A 14,207-nucleotide genomic window follows, 5' to 3' on the forward strand; every position below is an offset into this window, starting at 1 on the left:
CGGGGCGGGGCCGACGGGCCCCTCGGGCCGTCGTCGGCGGGCGTCCCGGACCGGGACTCGCGGGCCTGCGGGACCGGGCGCGGCGGCCCGGCGGCTGCGCTCCTCCGACCGACCGTCCCCGGCCATCCCCGCCCGCCCCCGGCCGGTCCGTCAGACCGGCGGCCAGGGGATCGACGGCCAGTCGCCGCCCGGCGCCGGATGGATCCCGGACCGCAGCAGCCGGTCCGTCCTGGCCCGCAGCGCGGCCGTCTCCGCCTCGGTGATCAGCTCGCCGAGCCGGTCGCCGAGCGCCCCGGACAGCTCCCGCTGAAGGGTGTGCAGGACGGCCACGGCCTCGTCGGTCAGCGGCTCGCCCGCCCAGCCCCACAGCAGGGTGCGCAGCTTGTCCTCGGCGTGGAAGGTCACCCCGTGGTCGATGCCGTAGAGCCGCCCGTCGGAGGCGGCGAGCAGATGACCGCCCTTGCGGTCGGCGTTGTTGATGACGGCGTCCAGCACGGCCAGGCGGCGCAGGCGTATGTCGTCCGCGTGCACCAGCAGAGCGTTGCGGCCGTTCTCCAACTGGGCCTCGACGACGCGCTTCCAGCCGGGGGCGGGCTCGGTGTCCTCGGTCAGCCCGAACAGCTCCGGCCGCCCGTCGTCCTCGCCGTCGTCGGTAACAACATCATCGGCGTCGGCGTCGGCGTCATCGGCCTCCGCCCCGTCCGAGTCCCCGTCCGAGCCCTCGTCCGCTTCCGCTCCCAGGTCCGGCGGGTCGATCCAGAGCTGGACCATGCCCTCGCCGTACGGCCCGTCCCGCAGCACCGTGGGCGGCACCAGGCCCCAGCCGGTCGCCTCCGAGACCAAGTACGCGGCCACCTCGCGCTGGGCGAGGGTGCCGTCGGGGAAGTCCCACAGCGGCCGTTCCCCGGCCACCGGCTTGTACGCGCACGCGTAGCGGCGGCCCTCGTACTCCGTCTCGCAGAACAGCACGGCGTTGGACGCGTCGCGCACCTGGCCGCGTACGGTCAGCTCGCCGTGCAGCAGCACCTCGGGGCCGGGCCGCGCGCCCGCTTCGGGGCCCGGGCGGGCCGCCGGCTTCAGGCCGACCTCCGGTACCCGTTCTGACGCGGGCATACGTGTCCTTCCGGGTCCAGGGGGAGGCTGCACAGCGGGCACGGCGGGCGGCCCGCGGAGACCACGTCGAGGGCGCGCTTGGCGAAGGAGCGGGCCTGGGCGCCGGTCAGCAGCACGCGCAGCAGCGGGGGGCCGTTCTCGTCGTCCTGGAGCAGCTCCTCCTCGGCCGCCTCCAGATCGTCGTCGTCCTCACCGCTCAGCTCGACCAGCGCCTGTGCCTCGATGACCATCCGGTCGTGGGCGCCGTCCCAGGCCAATGCCATGGTGCCGACCCGGAACTCCTCCTCGACCGGGGCGTCCAGCGGCGCGGAGTCGGCCAGTTCCGCGGGGGCGACGGCGGGCACCGGGGCGTTGCCGCCGGACCTGCGCACCACCTCGTCCAGCAGTTCGTCCACCCGCTCGGCGAGCGCCGCCACCTGCGTCTTCTCCAGGGCGACACTGGTGGTCCTGCCCTTGGCGGTGGCCTGGAGGAAGAAGGTCCGCTGGCCCGGCTGTCCGACCGTCCCGGCCACGAAACGGTCCGGGTGCTCGTAGAAGAAGACCTGACGGGGCACGTCCCGCTCCGTTATCTCGACTGAATCGCTGCGATGGTGCGATGCGCTTGTGGTGGCATTCTGTGTTCCGCCTGCCGGTCCCCCACCCTACTGCGGAAGCTGATCACGGGGCGCCGGTGGAGCCCCCGACGACCGCGTCGCCGCTGTGGTCGTCGGCGTCGGAGGTGTCCGAAGCGTCGGCGGTGTCCTGCTGCCCGTCCTTCCCATTGTCCCGCGGGGGCGGCGGGATCAGCGGGGTCAGGTCGCCGGTGTCGCCGAGCCGCAGCAGGAACGGGCGGTGCGGGGTGTAGCGGATCACCGTCACCGAGCAGGGGTCGGTGCTGATCCGCTGGAAGAGGTCGAGGTGCATGCCGAGGGCGTCGGCGGCCAGCGACTTGATGATGTCGCCGTGCGAGCACATCAGGTAGAGCGCGTCCGGCCCGTACTCGGCCTCGATCCTGGCGTTCCAGTCGCGTACCGCGTCCACCGCGCGGGCCTGCATCGCGCGCAGCGATTCGCCCTCCTCGCCGGGGAAGACGGCCGCCGACGGGTGCTGCTGAACGGTCTTCCACAGCGGTTCGCCGGCCAGTTCGCCCAGCTTGCGGCCGGTCCAGTCGCCGTAGTGGCACTCGCCGATCCGCTCGTCGGTGTGCGACGGCAGTTCGGGCCGGGTGTCCAGCAGCGGTCGCAGGGTCTCCTGGCAGCGCTGCAACGGGCTGCTGACGACGGCGGCGAGCGGCAGGGCGGCGAGCCGGGCGGCGAGCACGGTGGCCTGGGCCCGGCCGGTGTCGTCCAGGGCCACGCCCGGACTCCATCCGGCCAGCACTCCGTCGGCGTTGGCGGTCGACCGGCCGTGCCGGACAAGGATCACGGTGGGCATGCCCGCCACCGTAACCCTTCCGCGGCACACCCGTTGTGCTGGGTGACGGCCGTGGCGGGGAAGATCCCCCCGAGCCCCCACCACGGCCGCTGAATTCCCGCGATCCGCTTGCCCCCGGCGTGACCCTCACCGACTTGCCCCCTGGGTAAGGTCTAGGGGTCGAGGGGCCCCTTCAGTTGTCGGGCAGCCGTCGGGATCGCGAAGCAGGTGGAGATGTTCAGCAAGGCGACGAGGAGCCGTCCGGCCGCGCGCCGGACCGGGCCGGCCGGCTCGGACTGGTCGCCGTACGGACGTCTCGAGGACGCGGCCGACGCCTACTTCCTGCACGCCGATGTCGCGCTCGACGCCATCGGGGGTGTGCTGGGCCGCCGCCGGGTGCGCGGTTTCACGCTGGAGCGGGTGGTCGACCTGACCGAGGCGGGCACCTCGGTGTGGCAGGAGGCCGCGGTCTGCGACGGGCGGCGGCTGATCCTGTGGCACAGCGAGGAACTGGCCGACGACAAGGCGCCGGGCGGGACCGTGCTGGACTCGTCGGTGCAGGTGCTGCCGCTGGACTCGATCGGGCACGTCGGGATGCGCACCCTGGTGGGGCGCGACGAGTTGGGGCGGCGGATCGACCGCGGGGTGTATCTGGTGCTGGCCACCGCGATGCCGCACGAGATGAGCGCGGTGCAGTCCGATCCGGACTCGCCGCTGCCGGTCACCTCCGCCAAGTTCCGTCCCGAGGCGTTCCGTTTCAGCAAGTCGCTGGACGACGGCGGGGCCGGGCAGATAGCGCGGCTGATCGCGTTCGGGCGGCTGCTGGGGCAGTTGGTGCCCCACTAGGCAGGACGGGACCGGGTGCGCTCACGGGGCACGGATCCCCCGTGAGCGCGCCCGGCCGCCCGGGCGTGTCGTACGGCTCAGGCGACGCCCGCGCGCTCCAGCGCCTCGACGCCGGCGCGCAGGCCCGCGATCCGCTCGTCGAGCGTGAAGCCCGCGGGTGTCACATTGAGCGTGGTCACCCCGGCCGCGGCGTACTCGCGCAGCCGGTCCGCGATCCGGTCGACGGTGCCGAGCAGGCAGGTGGAGTCGATCAGGTCCTGCGGTACGGCCGCGCCCGCGCCGTTCTTGTCGCCCGCCAGGTACTTGTCCTGGATCTCGGCGGCCTCCTTCTCGTACCCCATCCGCTGGGCGAGCTGGTTGTAGAAGTTCTGCTTGCGGCTGCCCATGCCGCCGACGTACAGCGCGGTGTACGGGCGGAAGATGTCGGCGAGCGCGGCGACGTCGTCGCCGAGGGCCAGCGGCAGCGTGGGGCTGACGTCGAAGCCGTCCAGCGTCAGGCCGGCCTTCTCGCGGCCCGCCCTGATGTGCCGCAGCGCGGTCTCCTCCAGATGGGCGGCGGACGGGAAGATCAGCAGGGCGCCGTCGGCGATCTCGCCGGTCTGCTCCAGGTTCTTGGGGCCGATCGCGGCGATGTACAGCGGGATGTACTCGCGCTCGGGGTGCACGGTGAGCTTGATCGGCTTGCCGGGGCCGCCGGGCAGCGGCAGCGTCCAGTGCTCGCCCTCGTAGCTGAGCCGCTCGCGGGTCATCGCCTTGCGGACGATCTCCACGTACTCGCGGGTGCGGGACAGCGGCTTGTCGAATTTGACGCCGTACCAGCCCTCGGAGACCTGCGGGCCCGACACGCCGAGGCCGAGCCGGAAGCGGCCGCCGGACAGCGAGTCCAGGGTCGCGGCGGTCATCGCCGTCATCGCCGGGGTGCGCGCCGGGATCTGGAAGATCGCCGAGCCGACGTCGATCCGCTCGGTCTGGGCGGCGACCCAGGAGAGCACGGTGGGGGCGTCGGAACCGTACGCCTCGGCCGCCCAGCACACCGCGTAGCCGAGCCGGTCCGCCTCCTGGGCGACGGCAAGGTTGTCCGCGTCCATCCCGGCGCCCCAGTAGCCGAGGTTGATCCCGAGCCGCATACCGCTCCCCTTTACTGATGAGTAACGTCGTTGTCACTCCGGACTGTAGCGCCCACCCGGGGCGTGGTGGCCTGTCAGGTACGTCACTGCCGCCCATTCGACCGGCGCGGGCAGTAATCTCAGCGCCCATGGAGCAAAGGCACCTCGGCCGCACCGGGTTGCGCGTGTCCCGGCTCGGGCTCGGCACGCTCACCTGGGGGCGCAACACCGGCGAACGCGACGCCGCCGACCAGCTCAAGGCGTTCTGGGACGCCGGGGGCACCCTGGTCGACACCGCGGACGTCTACGCGGACGGCGGCGCCGAGTATCTGCTCGGGCGGCTGATCGAGGATCTGGTGCCACGGTCCGACCTGGTCATCGCCACCAAGGCGGGCAGTGTGCCCGACCCCGACCGGCGGTTCGACGCCTCGCGCGGGCATCTGCTGTCCGCGCTCGACGCGTCCTTGCAGCGGCTGGGCACGGACTACGTCGACCTGTGGCAGGTGCACGCCTTCGATCCCGGGACGCCGCTGGAGGAGACGCTCCAGGCGCTGGACATCGCGGTCAGCTCCGGGCGGGCGCGCTACGTCGGGGTGTCCAACTTCTGCGGCTGGCAGCTGTCCAAGGCCGCGACCTGGCAGCTGGCCGCGCCGGGGCGCACCCCGCTGGCCAGTACGCAGATGGAGTACTCGCTGCTCCAGCGCGGTGTGGAGCGGGAGGTGCTGCCCGCGGCGGTGGACCTCGGCGTCGGACTGCTGCCGTCCTCGCCGCTGGGCCGGGGCGTGCTCACGGGCAAGTACCGGCACGGGACGCCGCCGGAGTCGCGCGGCGGCTCCGAGGACATGGCCGCTTTCGTCGCGCCCTATCTCGACGAGACGGCGCGGCTCATCGTGGACGCGCTGGCCATAGCGGCCGACGGTCTGGCGGTCTCGCCGCTGCACGTCGCCCTCGCGTGGGTACGCGACCGGCCCGGGGTCGCCGCGCCCATCCTCGGGGCGCGCAACGCGCAGCAGCTCATCGCCTCGTTGTCAGTGGAGGCACTTACGCTTCCGGATGAGATCTGTCTGGCGCTCGACGATGTGTCGGCGCCGCTGCACCGCTATCCGGACCACGACTGGAGCACGCTCTGAACGGCACGCACGTCCCACGGAGGCCGCAGTGACCGACCGCCCCACGGACGGTTCCGCCGGAGTCCCGGCGTCCCGTACCGCCCCGGCCCCCGACCTCGCCGCCCTCGCGGCCGCCGTCCGCTCCATCGAACGCGGCGAGAACCCCGCGGCCCCGGCCCCCCGCGGCGACGCCGCCGAGGCCCGCCGCAAACGCCGCGAGGCGATGGCCGCGGAGGCCGCCGCGATGCAGGCCGCCGAAGCAGCGGAAGCGGCGGGCACCGCCGCGACACCCCAGCCCGCCGCCCCGGCGGAAGCCACCACCGAGGACACACCCCCGGTCGGGACCACTGACACGACGGCGACGCCCGCCGCGGCCGGGAGCACGGATGCCGCCGGTGCGGCGACCGAGGACACGGCGACCGCCGACGCCGACCGCGACAGCGCTACGGAAGGCGCCGGAGGCGAGGGCCCGGACGGTACCGGCGGGACGGGGACGCAGGACGGTCCCGGCCCGGAAGCCGGCGAGCACGGCAGCGAGGCCGCCGACCCGGCAGGCACCGAGGGAACGGCCGTCGCGGGGCCCGGCGACGCGGGTCAAGCACCGGACACCGCAGGTGCGGCTGCGGAACATACCGGGGCGGAAGCCGCCGAGGCCGAAGCAGACCCCCGTGCCGAGGACACGGCCGCCGGGCCGTCCGGCCAGGAAAGGCGGGCGCCGCACGCTTCGGGCGCGGGAGCCGGCGAGCACGGGCGCGAAGCTTTCGGCGCCGACGCGAGTTCGGTCGGGCGGGCCGGGCGGGCGGACGCGGGTGGTCGCGGGAGCGGGGCGCAGGGCGGGGCGGCTGCGGCATCGCGGAAGGTCGAGGTGGATGCGGGGGCCGTGGCGGCGACGCGGGTGGTGCTGGAGGAGGGCGGCGCGCCCGGGGAGTTGGGGGAGGCGGCCGTACGGGCGCTCGGGGAGCGGGCCGGGGAGGCGCTGCGGGCGGATCCCTGGCTGGTGCTCGGGCTGCCCGGGGTGCGGATGGAACCCGCGGACGCCTTCGCGCGGGCACTGCTCGGCGCGGAGTGCCGCCCGGACGACGAGCGGCGCGCGAACGCCCTGGTCGGCTGGCTGCTGGAGCGCGCCGCCGACCAGGGCCACACCGCCCTGCGCGCCGCCGACCTGGAATCGGCGCTGGCGGCCCGTGCCGTACCCGACCCGGCCGCCGCCCTGGCCTCGGCCGCCGCCGACGGCCGGGTCCTGGTCTTCCCGGAGAATCCCGGGAAGCCCGGCGCGGAAGCGCCCGCCGAGGAGGACGAGGAGGAGTCCGAGCCGGACGTCCCCCTGCTCGTCGGCCTCGACCGTTACGCCCTCGCCGAGGAGAGCCTCGCGGACGGCTGCGTCCGCCTGCTGCGTTCCTTCGAGAGCGAGGGCGACGGCGCCGACTGGGAGCAGGCCGCCGCGGGCGCCCCCTCCCGCTCGGCCGCCGACCTGATCCGGGCCGCGGCCGGCAGCGGCCTGGTCGTGCACTCCGGCGGCGAGGCGGCCCGCGAGGAGCCGGTCGCCCTGGTGGCCGCCGCCCGCGCGGCGGGCCTGCGGGCGTACGCCGCCGCGTACACCGCCAACGGCAGGCGCAGGCTCGCCGACGCCCTCGGCGAGGACGCGGCCGTGACCGTCGAAGCGCTGCTTGCGGGCACGCAGGGTCCGGGCCGCGCGCCCGACGGCGCCCTCGCCCTGGACGTGCTGGCGGTGCTGGACGCCCAGCAGTTGGGCACCGAGGAGGCCGCCACCTTGGTGGAGGCGGTGCCCGACGGCGCCCGCCTCGTCCTCAGCGGCGACGAGCACGCCATGTGGTCCGCCGGCCCCGGCCACGCCTTCGCCGACCTGCTGGCCGCGAAGATCTGCCCGCGCGCGGCCTCCCGCACCCCCGACCCGGGCCCGATCGGCGAGCTGACCTCCCTGGTCGGCATCGGCGAACTCGCCCCCGTGGACGCCCCGGACAAGGAGGTCGTGGTCGTCCCGGTGCGCGACCCGCGCGAAGCCGTGCACCGTACGGTGCAGCTCGTCGCCGACTCCGTACCCCGCGCCCTCGGCGTCCCCGCCGACCGCACCCAGGTCATCACCCCGGGCCACGGCGGCGCCGTCGGCACCCGCGTGCTCAACGCCGCGCTGAAGGAACGCCTCAACCCCGGCCCCGGCCGCTTCGCCGGCTTCGACCCCGGCGACCGCGTCGTCCACGTACCGGTCCCGGGCCGTACGCTGCCGGGCACCGTCGTCGGCGCGGAGCCGGACGGGCTGCGGCTGGAGTGCGAGGACGGGCCCGTCCTCGTACCGCGCGCGGACGTCGCGGCCACCGTCCGGCACGGCTGGGCGATCACCGGCCACCAGGCCGCCGGTATGCGCTGGCCCGCCGTGGTGGTGGTCGTACCGGGCGACGCGGGACCGCTGCTGACCCGCTCCTGGGTCTACACGGCGTTCGCCCGCGGCGAGCGGCACCTGTCGGTGGTGCAGGGCGCCGACCAGGGCCTGGCCCAGGCGGTGGCGGGTCCGCCCGCGGCGCCCCGTACGACCCGGCTGGTGACGGTGCTGCGCGAGCTGGCCACCGACTGACGGCTGTCGGCGGCCGACACACGAGAGGCGGGGGCGGACAGTTCGGCACTGTCCGCCCCCGCCCGCGCCGTAAGCCGTAAGCCGTAAGCCGCGAGAACGACCGCCTCAGCGGTCCGGATCGAGCGCCCCCAACTCGTCGTCGAAGACCGCGCTCACGTCGAACCGGCAGATCACCAGCTGCGGATCGGCCTGTTCGAAGGGCGCCTCCAGCCACTCCCCCGGTTCCGCCGCCTCCTGCGCGGCCGAGACCCACACCGTGGAGTCGCCCTCCTCCAGGCCGAACTCCTTGTGCCGCTGGGCGATCTCGTCGGGTTCGTACTCCCCGAAGATCACCCCGACGGCCGCGTTCACGGTGGCGTCGGCCGCGCTGTCGTCCTCGTCGGCCCGTCTGGCCTGGGCGAAGAGCCGGTCCGGCTCGACGATGGTGTAGTCGCGGCGGATCAGCACGCTGATCGCCTCGGGGTCCTCGGGCCCGGTGTACTCCGGCATCGAGTCACCGGCCGGCACCTCGAAGGGAGTCACCTCGTCGTAGGTGTCGTACAGCAACTCGTCGTAGGTCTCGGCGGCCGAGGCCAGTGACTCGAACGCCGCGTAAACGGCGGGATCGTCTTCGCCCGTACGGTGCTCGATCGCCTCGAGGTGGCGGTCCAGCGCGGCCTTGACCGCCTCGACAGCGGCTCGGACCTCGGCAACGGTGGGCTGCACGTCATCAGACATGAGGCAGACGCTATCCGCACCGGGGTGTTGCCCGCACAATAGATAGCGATGCCGGAATACGAATTCAGAGAGATGTACGTCGCACGCGGGGTCTCCCGCAAGGAAGCGACGCGACTGCTGACGGACGAGGCCGAGTACGGGCACTGGGAACTGGACCGGGTCCGGCTTTACGCCGACGGCAGTCGCAGGGTGCGGCTGCGCCGCAGGATCATCCGCCAGGTGCGGGCCACATGGTGAGCCCGCCGCCGTAGGAGTGCCGCCCGCAAGAGCCCGGACACGGGTCCGGCCCCGGCGCGCGGCATACGCGCGTCCGGGGCCGGTTCCGACATGCCGGGCCTGTCGGTCGACTACTTGTTGACGCAGTAGTTGCCGAAGGCCGGGTTGAGCAGACCGATCACGGAGACCGTGTTGCCGCACGCGTTGACCGGCACGTGCACGGGGATCTGGATCAGGTTGCCGGACAGCACGCCGGGAGACTGCACAGCGGCGCCCTGGGCGCCGGAGTCGGCGACAGCCATGCCGGCGCCCGCGAGCACGAGACCGCCGGTGACAGCCGCAGCGGCTACGACCTTCTTGATCATTTTCTTCCTCCTGATTGACAAGTGCGGTCCCAGCCGCGGACCACACCCGTCGTAACGAAGGCGGAGGAATAGAGCTACGAAAGCACTGGATCATTCACTCGTCCCGGCGACAACGGCCGCCGGGACGGGCACACACGGACGAATCCTCAGCAGTTGTCGATGAAACGATCGAGGACGCGCACCCCGAAGCGCAGGCCCTCCACCGGGACCCGCTCGTCCACGCCGTGGAACATCCCCGCGAAGTCCAGCTCCGGCGGGAGCTGGAGCGGCGCGAAACCGAAGCAGCGGATGCCGAGGTCGTCGAAGGACTTGGCGTCGGTGCCGCCGGAGAGCATGTACGGCACGGCGTGCGCGATCGGGTCCTCCGCCTTGAGGGCGAGCTGCATGGCGTCCACGAGGGCGCCGTCGAAGTCGGTCTCCAGCGCCTTGTCGGAGTGCAGCGACTCACGCTTGACGCGCGGGCCGAGGATCCGGTCGAGGTCGGCGAGGAACTCCTCCTCGTAACCCGGCAGGAAGCGGCCGTCCACATGGGCGGTGGCCTGCCCGGGGATGACGTTGACCTTGTAGCCGGCGCCGAGCATCGTCGGGGCCGCGGTGTTGCGCAGGGTGGTGCCGATCATCTTGGCGACGCCGCCGAGCTTGGCGAGCGTGGTCTCCATGTCCTCCGGGTCCAGCTCGATGCCGAAGGCGTCGGACAGCTCGTCGAGGAAGCCGCGCACCGACTTGGTGACCCGGACCGGGAACTGATGCCGGCCGAGCCGTCCCACGGCCTCGCACAGCTCGGTGATCGCGTTGTCGTTGTTGGTCATGGAGCCGTGCCCGGCGGTGCCGTCCACGGTGAGCCGCATCCAGTGCATGCCCTTCTGGGCGGTCTCGATCAGATACAGCCGCAGATTCTCGTTGACGGTGAAGGAGAAGCCGCCGACCTCGCCGATCGCCTCGGTGACGCCCTCGAACAGATCGGGGTGCTTGTCGACCAGGTGCCGGGCGCCGTACACCCCGCCCGCCTCCTCGTCCGCGACGAAGGCCAGCACGATGTCGCGCGGCGGCTTGCGGCCGGACCGCAGCCGGTCGCGGACGACCGCCAGCGTCATGGCGTCCATGTCCTTCATGTCGACCGCGCCGCGGCCCCACACACAGCCGTCGGCGATCTCGCCGGAGAACGGGTGGTGCGTCCAGTCGTCGGCGTTGGCCGGGACCACGTCGGTGTGGCCGTGGATCAGCAGCGCGGGCCGCGACCGGTCCTCGCCCTCGATCCGGGCGACGGTGGAGGCGCGGCCCTGGTGCGACTCGAAGATCCGCGGCTCCAGGCCGACCTCGGCGAGCTTCTCCGCGACGTACTCGGCCGCGGCCCGCTCGCCGGGCCCCGAGTGGTCGCCGTAATTGCTGGTGTCGATCCGGATCAGCTCACGGCACAGGTCGACGACCTCGTCCTGGCCCGCGACCGCCCCGTTCTCCGGTCCGCCCGGCTTCGACTCGCTCACGCTGTCTCCGTCTCCTCGCTCGTTCCCGTCCGCACCCGCCGCCACCCGCCCGGCGACCGCGGCCGACTTCCTCCTCCCATACTCCCCCGACACCCCCGCCCGCCCCAAGGCTCCGCCACCGCGCGCGTGATCGACGTGACGGGATCTTTGCTATGGTTTACCTCGTCGCCACGGCCCCGCAGCCGCGGTGACACACCCGGTCCGGGTGGCGGAATGGCAGACGCGCTAGCTTGAGGTGCTAGTGCCCTTTATCGGGCGTGGGGGTTCAAGTCCCCCCTCGGACACCATCATCATCGGCACGGCCTCCAGTGCCGCCCGATGCCGACCGCGCTCGCGGTCGCACTCCCCCCTTCCGTCCGTCGCGGCGGCCACCCTCTGACCGGCACACCGGCCGGGCGTACGGCTGCGGCCGGCCCGGGAGGGATCCGGGCCGGCCGCGGCGGCGGAGCCGACGGTGCGTCAGGACACCGCGCAGCTCGCGCCGTTGAGCGTGAACGCGGTGGGCGAGCCGCTGCCCGAGGCCGTGCCCTGGAAACCGAAGGCGGTGGAACCGCCCGCCGCAATGGTCCCGTTGTAGCCCAGGTCGGTGGCGGTCACCGCGGCGCCGGACTGGGTGGCCTTGGCGTTCCACGCGCTGGTGATCTTCTGGTCGCCGGGGAAACTCCATGCGAGCGACCAGCCGTTGACGGCGGCGGCGCCGGTGTTGCGTACGGTCACGTCGGCGGTGAAGCCGCCCGTCCAGGCGCTGGCGATCTTGTAGCTGACGGAGCAGGCCGCGCCGGTGGGCGGCGGGGTCGTCGGCGGTTCGGTCGTGGGCGGCGGAGTCGTAGGAGGCGTGGTGGTCGGTGGGGTCGTGGGCGGGGTGGTGGCCGGCGGCACGGGATCGGACGGCGCGGCGGACGCCAGCGCGTAGGCGATGTCCGGCAGGAAGGTGCCGGCGGCTCCGGCGCAGCCGTCCGCCTCACCCGGCGGCTTCACCCAGAGGAACGCGTCGATCGCCTGGTCCCCGGTGTCGGTCGTGGGATAGGTGCCGATGGCGCGGCCGGACGGATCGCACCATTCCCCGCCGCCGGCCGGGCCGTTGCCGTTCCGGCTGGTGTCGATCACGGCGTGCAGATTGGCCGGGTTGCCGAGCGCGGCCAGGACGTTCTTGGCGAAGTTCACTTCGTTGGACGTGGTGTTGAAGTTGGAGACATTGGTGAACAGGCCGTCGGCGCTGGTCAGGATGCCGGCGCTGCGCAGCCGGTTGGCCTGCTCCGAGGCGCTGTTCCAGGCCGAGTGGCCGCCGTCCAGGTACACCTTCGCGTTCGGCGCGGCGGCGTGGATGGCGGAGCCCGCGCGGGAGAGCGAGGCGAACCGGTCGGCCTGCTGCTGCGCGGTGAGGCAGGTGGTCAGGGCGATGGAGTCGGGTTCCAGGATGATGATCGACTGGCCGCTGCCCAGCCCGGCGGCGAAGTCGCGCACCCAGGCGTCGTACGAGGCCAGGTCCGGTGCGCCACCGGCGGAGGCGCCGCCGCAGTCCCGGTTGGGGATCTCGTACACGGCGAGCACCGGCACCTGTCCCGCGGCCGCCGCGGCCGTGGTGATCGCCCGGACGTCACCGGTGACGGTGGTGGGACTGTAGTTGGAGAACCAGATCGCCTGCGGCTGGCTCGCTATCCGACGGGCGATGACCGGCCGGCGGGAGTCGCCGGGGTTGGCGGCGACCCAGCGGGCGACCTGCGAGTCGGGGTCCTTGTAGAGCTGGGTGGCTGCCGGAAGTCCGGCCGGTGCGGCGGCGCCCGCGGTGAGTCCGGTGCTCAGCGCGATACCGGTGGCGGCGAGGCCCGCCGCGAGGCCGAACGCCACGGCCTTGCGGAGCCGCGACCCGCGCGGTGGGACCGCGGGCGGCTCGGTGGGGGGCGGGTTTCCGATGGGACGTGTCACAGGTGTCCTCCGTGCTCTCGTGGGGGGAGAGTGGCCGTCCAATGAGCGGGGGCCGGATGCGGCGTATGGGAGCGCTCCCATACGCCGGACCGAGCCTAGCGAGTACGACGAGGGTGCGTCATCCCCCGTGCGGGGACGCGTTTACCGCGTTCGCGGGCGCCCGCGGGTCTCTCACGGCCTCGCCGCGAGGCGGCAGTACGCCTGGTTCCAGCGGATTTCCTTGGCGAATTCCCTGACGGTGGTGCTGTCGTCGATGAGCAGCAGTTCGGTGCGGAGCATGTCGGCCAGGTCGATCAGCTCTTCGCTGCCCACGGCGCTGGACAGCACGGCGCGATGGGGCCCGCCGGCGGTCGGCCACGCCGGGGAGTTGGCGCGGACCGCCGAGGTCCTCGAAGTTTGTGGTGAAGGCGTTGAACCCGCTCTCGGTCGGGAAGGCGCGCAGCCCCAGTTCGATACGTGCGGCCTAGCGCAGCGATCCGTGCCCTTCGCCGTCGGCGGCGACAACTGTGTCGGCGCGGTCCCGCGGCTCTCCGCGGGACCGCGCCGGGCGACGAGTGGGTCCGGTACGAGCACTCGTACCGACCGGTTCGCTTTCGATGACGGCCGCGGTCTCCGTGGCGTCGGGCCGGGTGCTGCCGTCCGTGGGGGTACATGGCATACGTGGCGTACGTGGCGTCGCCCTTGTCGGCGCGCCGGGTCAGCGCGCCTTGTCGGTGCGGCCGAGGCGCAGGGCCGAGACGAGGAAGAAGATGCCGCCGAGGATGGCGTAGCCGCCGATCGAGGTCAGCTTCGGGTCGGAGCCGGAGGCGCTCAGCGCGAACTGGGCGCCGGCGAGCACCGAGATGCCGCCGCTGAGCATCATCGGCCACTGGCCGCCCATCGCGCCCTTGCGGCGGCTGAGGCCCACGATCAGCTGGACGGCGCCGGCGACGATCGCCCAGGCACCCCACACCCGCAGTACGGCCGGGACGCCGGAGGCGCCCGCGACGCCGAGGCCGGCGGCGGCGACCGCGCTGATCAGGATGTTCGCCTGGAGGCCGCGGACCGGTCCCGTGGTGCCCGCGGAGCGGATGTCCACGACGGCCGCGGCGACGTCGAACAGCGGGTAGACGACGAGCAGGGTGATGCCGAGCGCGCCGAGGTGGGACTTGTCGGCGAACAGCAGGGCCGCCCAGACGACGGCGAACGCGAACCGCACGAAGTACAGGCGGCGCAACGCGGGTGCGAAGCCGCCGGTGGCGGTGGGTGAGTCTGCCGCGGTCGAGTCGACGGTGGTCATGAGGGGTCCTTTCGGGCTGGGGCGAAGGGGAGGCGGGGACGGTCGGCCGCCGGAGTCCCCGTGC

The 14,207-nt window shown here is 73.4% G+C and carries 13 protein-coding genes, 1 tRNA gene and 1 pseudogene; 5 read left to right on the top strand and 10 right to left on the bottom strand.

Features of this window, described 5'->3' with window-relative positions; translation table 11 throughout:
• Positions 1-150: 150 nt before the first annotated feature.
• The 3 genes from BM076_RS19475 to BM076_RS19485 all read right to left on the bottom strand — a co-directional run bounded on the left by BM076_RS19475 (position 151) and on the right by BM076_RS19485 (position 2,526).
• Positions 151-1,113: an SCO1664 family protein gene (locus BM076_RS19475; RefSeq protein ID WP_093714899.1), complete on the bottom strand. Its 963-nt coding sequence runs from the start codon at positions 1,111-1,113 to the stop codon at positions 151-153.
• Entirely contained in the window at positions 1,077-1,667 is a 591-nt protein-coding gene (locus BM076_RS19480) for a DUF3090 domain-containing protein (RefSeq protein WP_093714900.1), read from the bottom strand. Before BM076_RS19480 ends, BM076_RS19475 begins: the two co-directional genes overlap by 37 nt.
• Positions 1,668-1,770: 103 nt before the next feature.
• Complete coding sequence (locus BM076_RS19485; RefSeq protein ID WP_093715051.1) at positions 1,771-2,526, bottom strand: histidine phosphatase family protein; 756 nt, start codon at positions 2,524-2,526, stop codon at positions 1,771-1,773.
• A 213-nt stretch (positions 2,527-2,739) separates the two neighbouring features.
• Here BM076_RS19485 and BM076_RS19490 point away from each other — a divergent pair, with 213 nt between their 5' ends.
• Positions 2,740-3,351, top strand: coding sequence for a hypothetical protein (locus BM076_RS19490; protein WP_093715052.1), 612 nt, complete (start codon positions 2,740-2,742; stop codon positions 3,349-3,351).
• Between the two features lie 77 nt (positions 3,352-3,428).
• On the opposite strand, the gene BM076_RS19495 is transcribed toward BM076_RS19490, so the two are convergent.
• On the bottom strand, positions 3,429-4,478 hold the full coding sequence (locus tag BM076_RS19495; RefSeq protein ID WP_093714901.1) for an LLM class F420-dependent oxidoreductase: 1,050 nt from the start codon (positions 4,476-4,478) through the stop codon (positions 3,429-3,431).
• Positions 4,479-4,606: 128 nt separating this feature from the next.
• Here BM076_RS19495 and BM076_RS19500 point away from each other — a divergent pair, with 128 nt between their 5' ends.
• Positions 4,607-5,587, top strand: a complete 981-nt coding sequence (locus tag BM076_RS19500) for an aldo/keto reductase (RefSeq protein WP_093714902.1) — start codon at positions 4,607-4,609, stop codon at positions 5,585-5,587.
• 28 nt (positions 5,588-5,615) lie between these two features.
• Positions 5,616-8,156, top strand: coding sequence for a helix-hairpin-helix domain-containing protein (locus BM076_RS19505; protein WP_407640681.1), 2,541 nt, complete (start codon positions 5,616-5,618; stop codon positions 8,154-8,156).
• Positions 8,157-8,261: 105 nt separating this feature from the next.
• On the opposite strand, the gene BM076_RS19510 is transcribed toward BM076_RS19505, so the two are convergent.
• Positions 8,262-8,873, bottom strand: a complete 612-nt coding sequence (locus BM076_RS19510) for a hypothetical protein (protein WP_093714903.1) — start codon at positions 8,871-8,873, stop codon at positions 8,262-8,264.
• A gap of 48 nt (positions 8,874-8,921) precedes the next feature.
• Between BM076_RS19510 and BM076_RS19515 the strand changes: the two genes are divergently transcribed.
• Positions 8,922-9,110, top strand: a complete 189-nt coding sequence (locus tag BM076_RS19515) for a DUF5703 family protein (RefSeq protein ID WP_093714904.1) — start codon at positions 8,922-8,924, stop codon at positions 9,108-9,110.
• 110 nt (positions 9,111-9,220) lie between these two features.
• On the opposite strand, the gene chpH is transcribed toward BM076_RS19515, so the two are convergent.
• Entirely contained in the window at positions 9,221-9,454 is a 234-nt protein-coding gene (gene chpH / locus BM076_RS19520; protein WP_093714905.1) for a chaplin ChpH, read from the bottom strand.
• A 146-nt stretch (positions 9,455-9,600) separates the two neighbouring features.
• Entirely contained in the window at positions 9,601-10,938 is a 1,338-nt protein-coding gene (locus BM076_RS19525) for a M20/M25/M40 family metallo-hydrolase (RefSeq protein ID WP_093714906.1), read from the bottom strand.
• 199 nt (positions 10,939-11,137) lie between these two features.
• Between BM076_RS19525 and BM076_RS19530 the strand changes: the two genes are divergently transcribed.
• Positions 11,138-11,225, top strand: a tRNA-Leu gene (locus BM076_RS19530).
• 172 nt (positions 11,226-11,397) lie between these two features.
• On the opposite strand, the gene BM076_RS38190 is transcribed toward BM076_RS19530, so the two are convergent.
• The 3 genes and pseudogenes from BM076_RS38190 to BM076_RS19540 all read right to left on the bottom strand — a co-directional run bounded on the left by BM076_RS38190 (position 11,398) and on the right by BM076_RS19540 (position 14,143).
• Positions 11,398-12,864 (bottom strand): glycoside hydrolase family 6 protein, encoded by a 1,467-nt coding sequence (locus tag BM076_RS38190; protein WP_322936006.1) that lies wholly within the window; start codon positions 12,862-12,864, stop codon positions 11,398-11,400.
• A 171-nt stretch (positions 12,865-13,035) separates the two neighbouring features.
• A pseudogene (locus tag BM076_RS38320) lies at positions 13,036-13,351 on the bottom strand (L-arabinose isomerase family protein); the annotation flags it as partial.
• Positions 13,352-13,561: 210 nt separating this feature from the next.
• Positions 13,562-14,143, bottom strand: coding sequence for a hypothetical protein (locus BM076_RS19540; protein ID WP_093714908.1), 582 nt, complete (start codon positions 14,141-14,143; stop codon positions 13,562-13,564).
• Positions 14,144-14,207: the final 64 nt, after the last annotated feature.

The organism is Actinacidiphila alni, from assembly GCF_900112845.1.
In the GTDB taxonomy this organism is placed as follows: Bacteria; Actinomycetota; Actinomycetes; order Streptomycetales; family Streptomycetaceae; genus Actinacidiphila; species Actinacidiphila alni.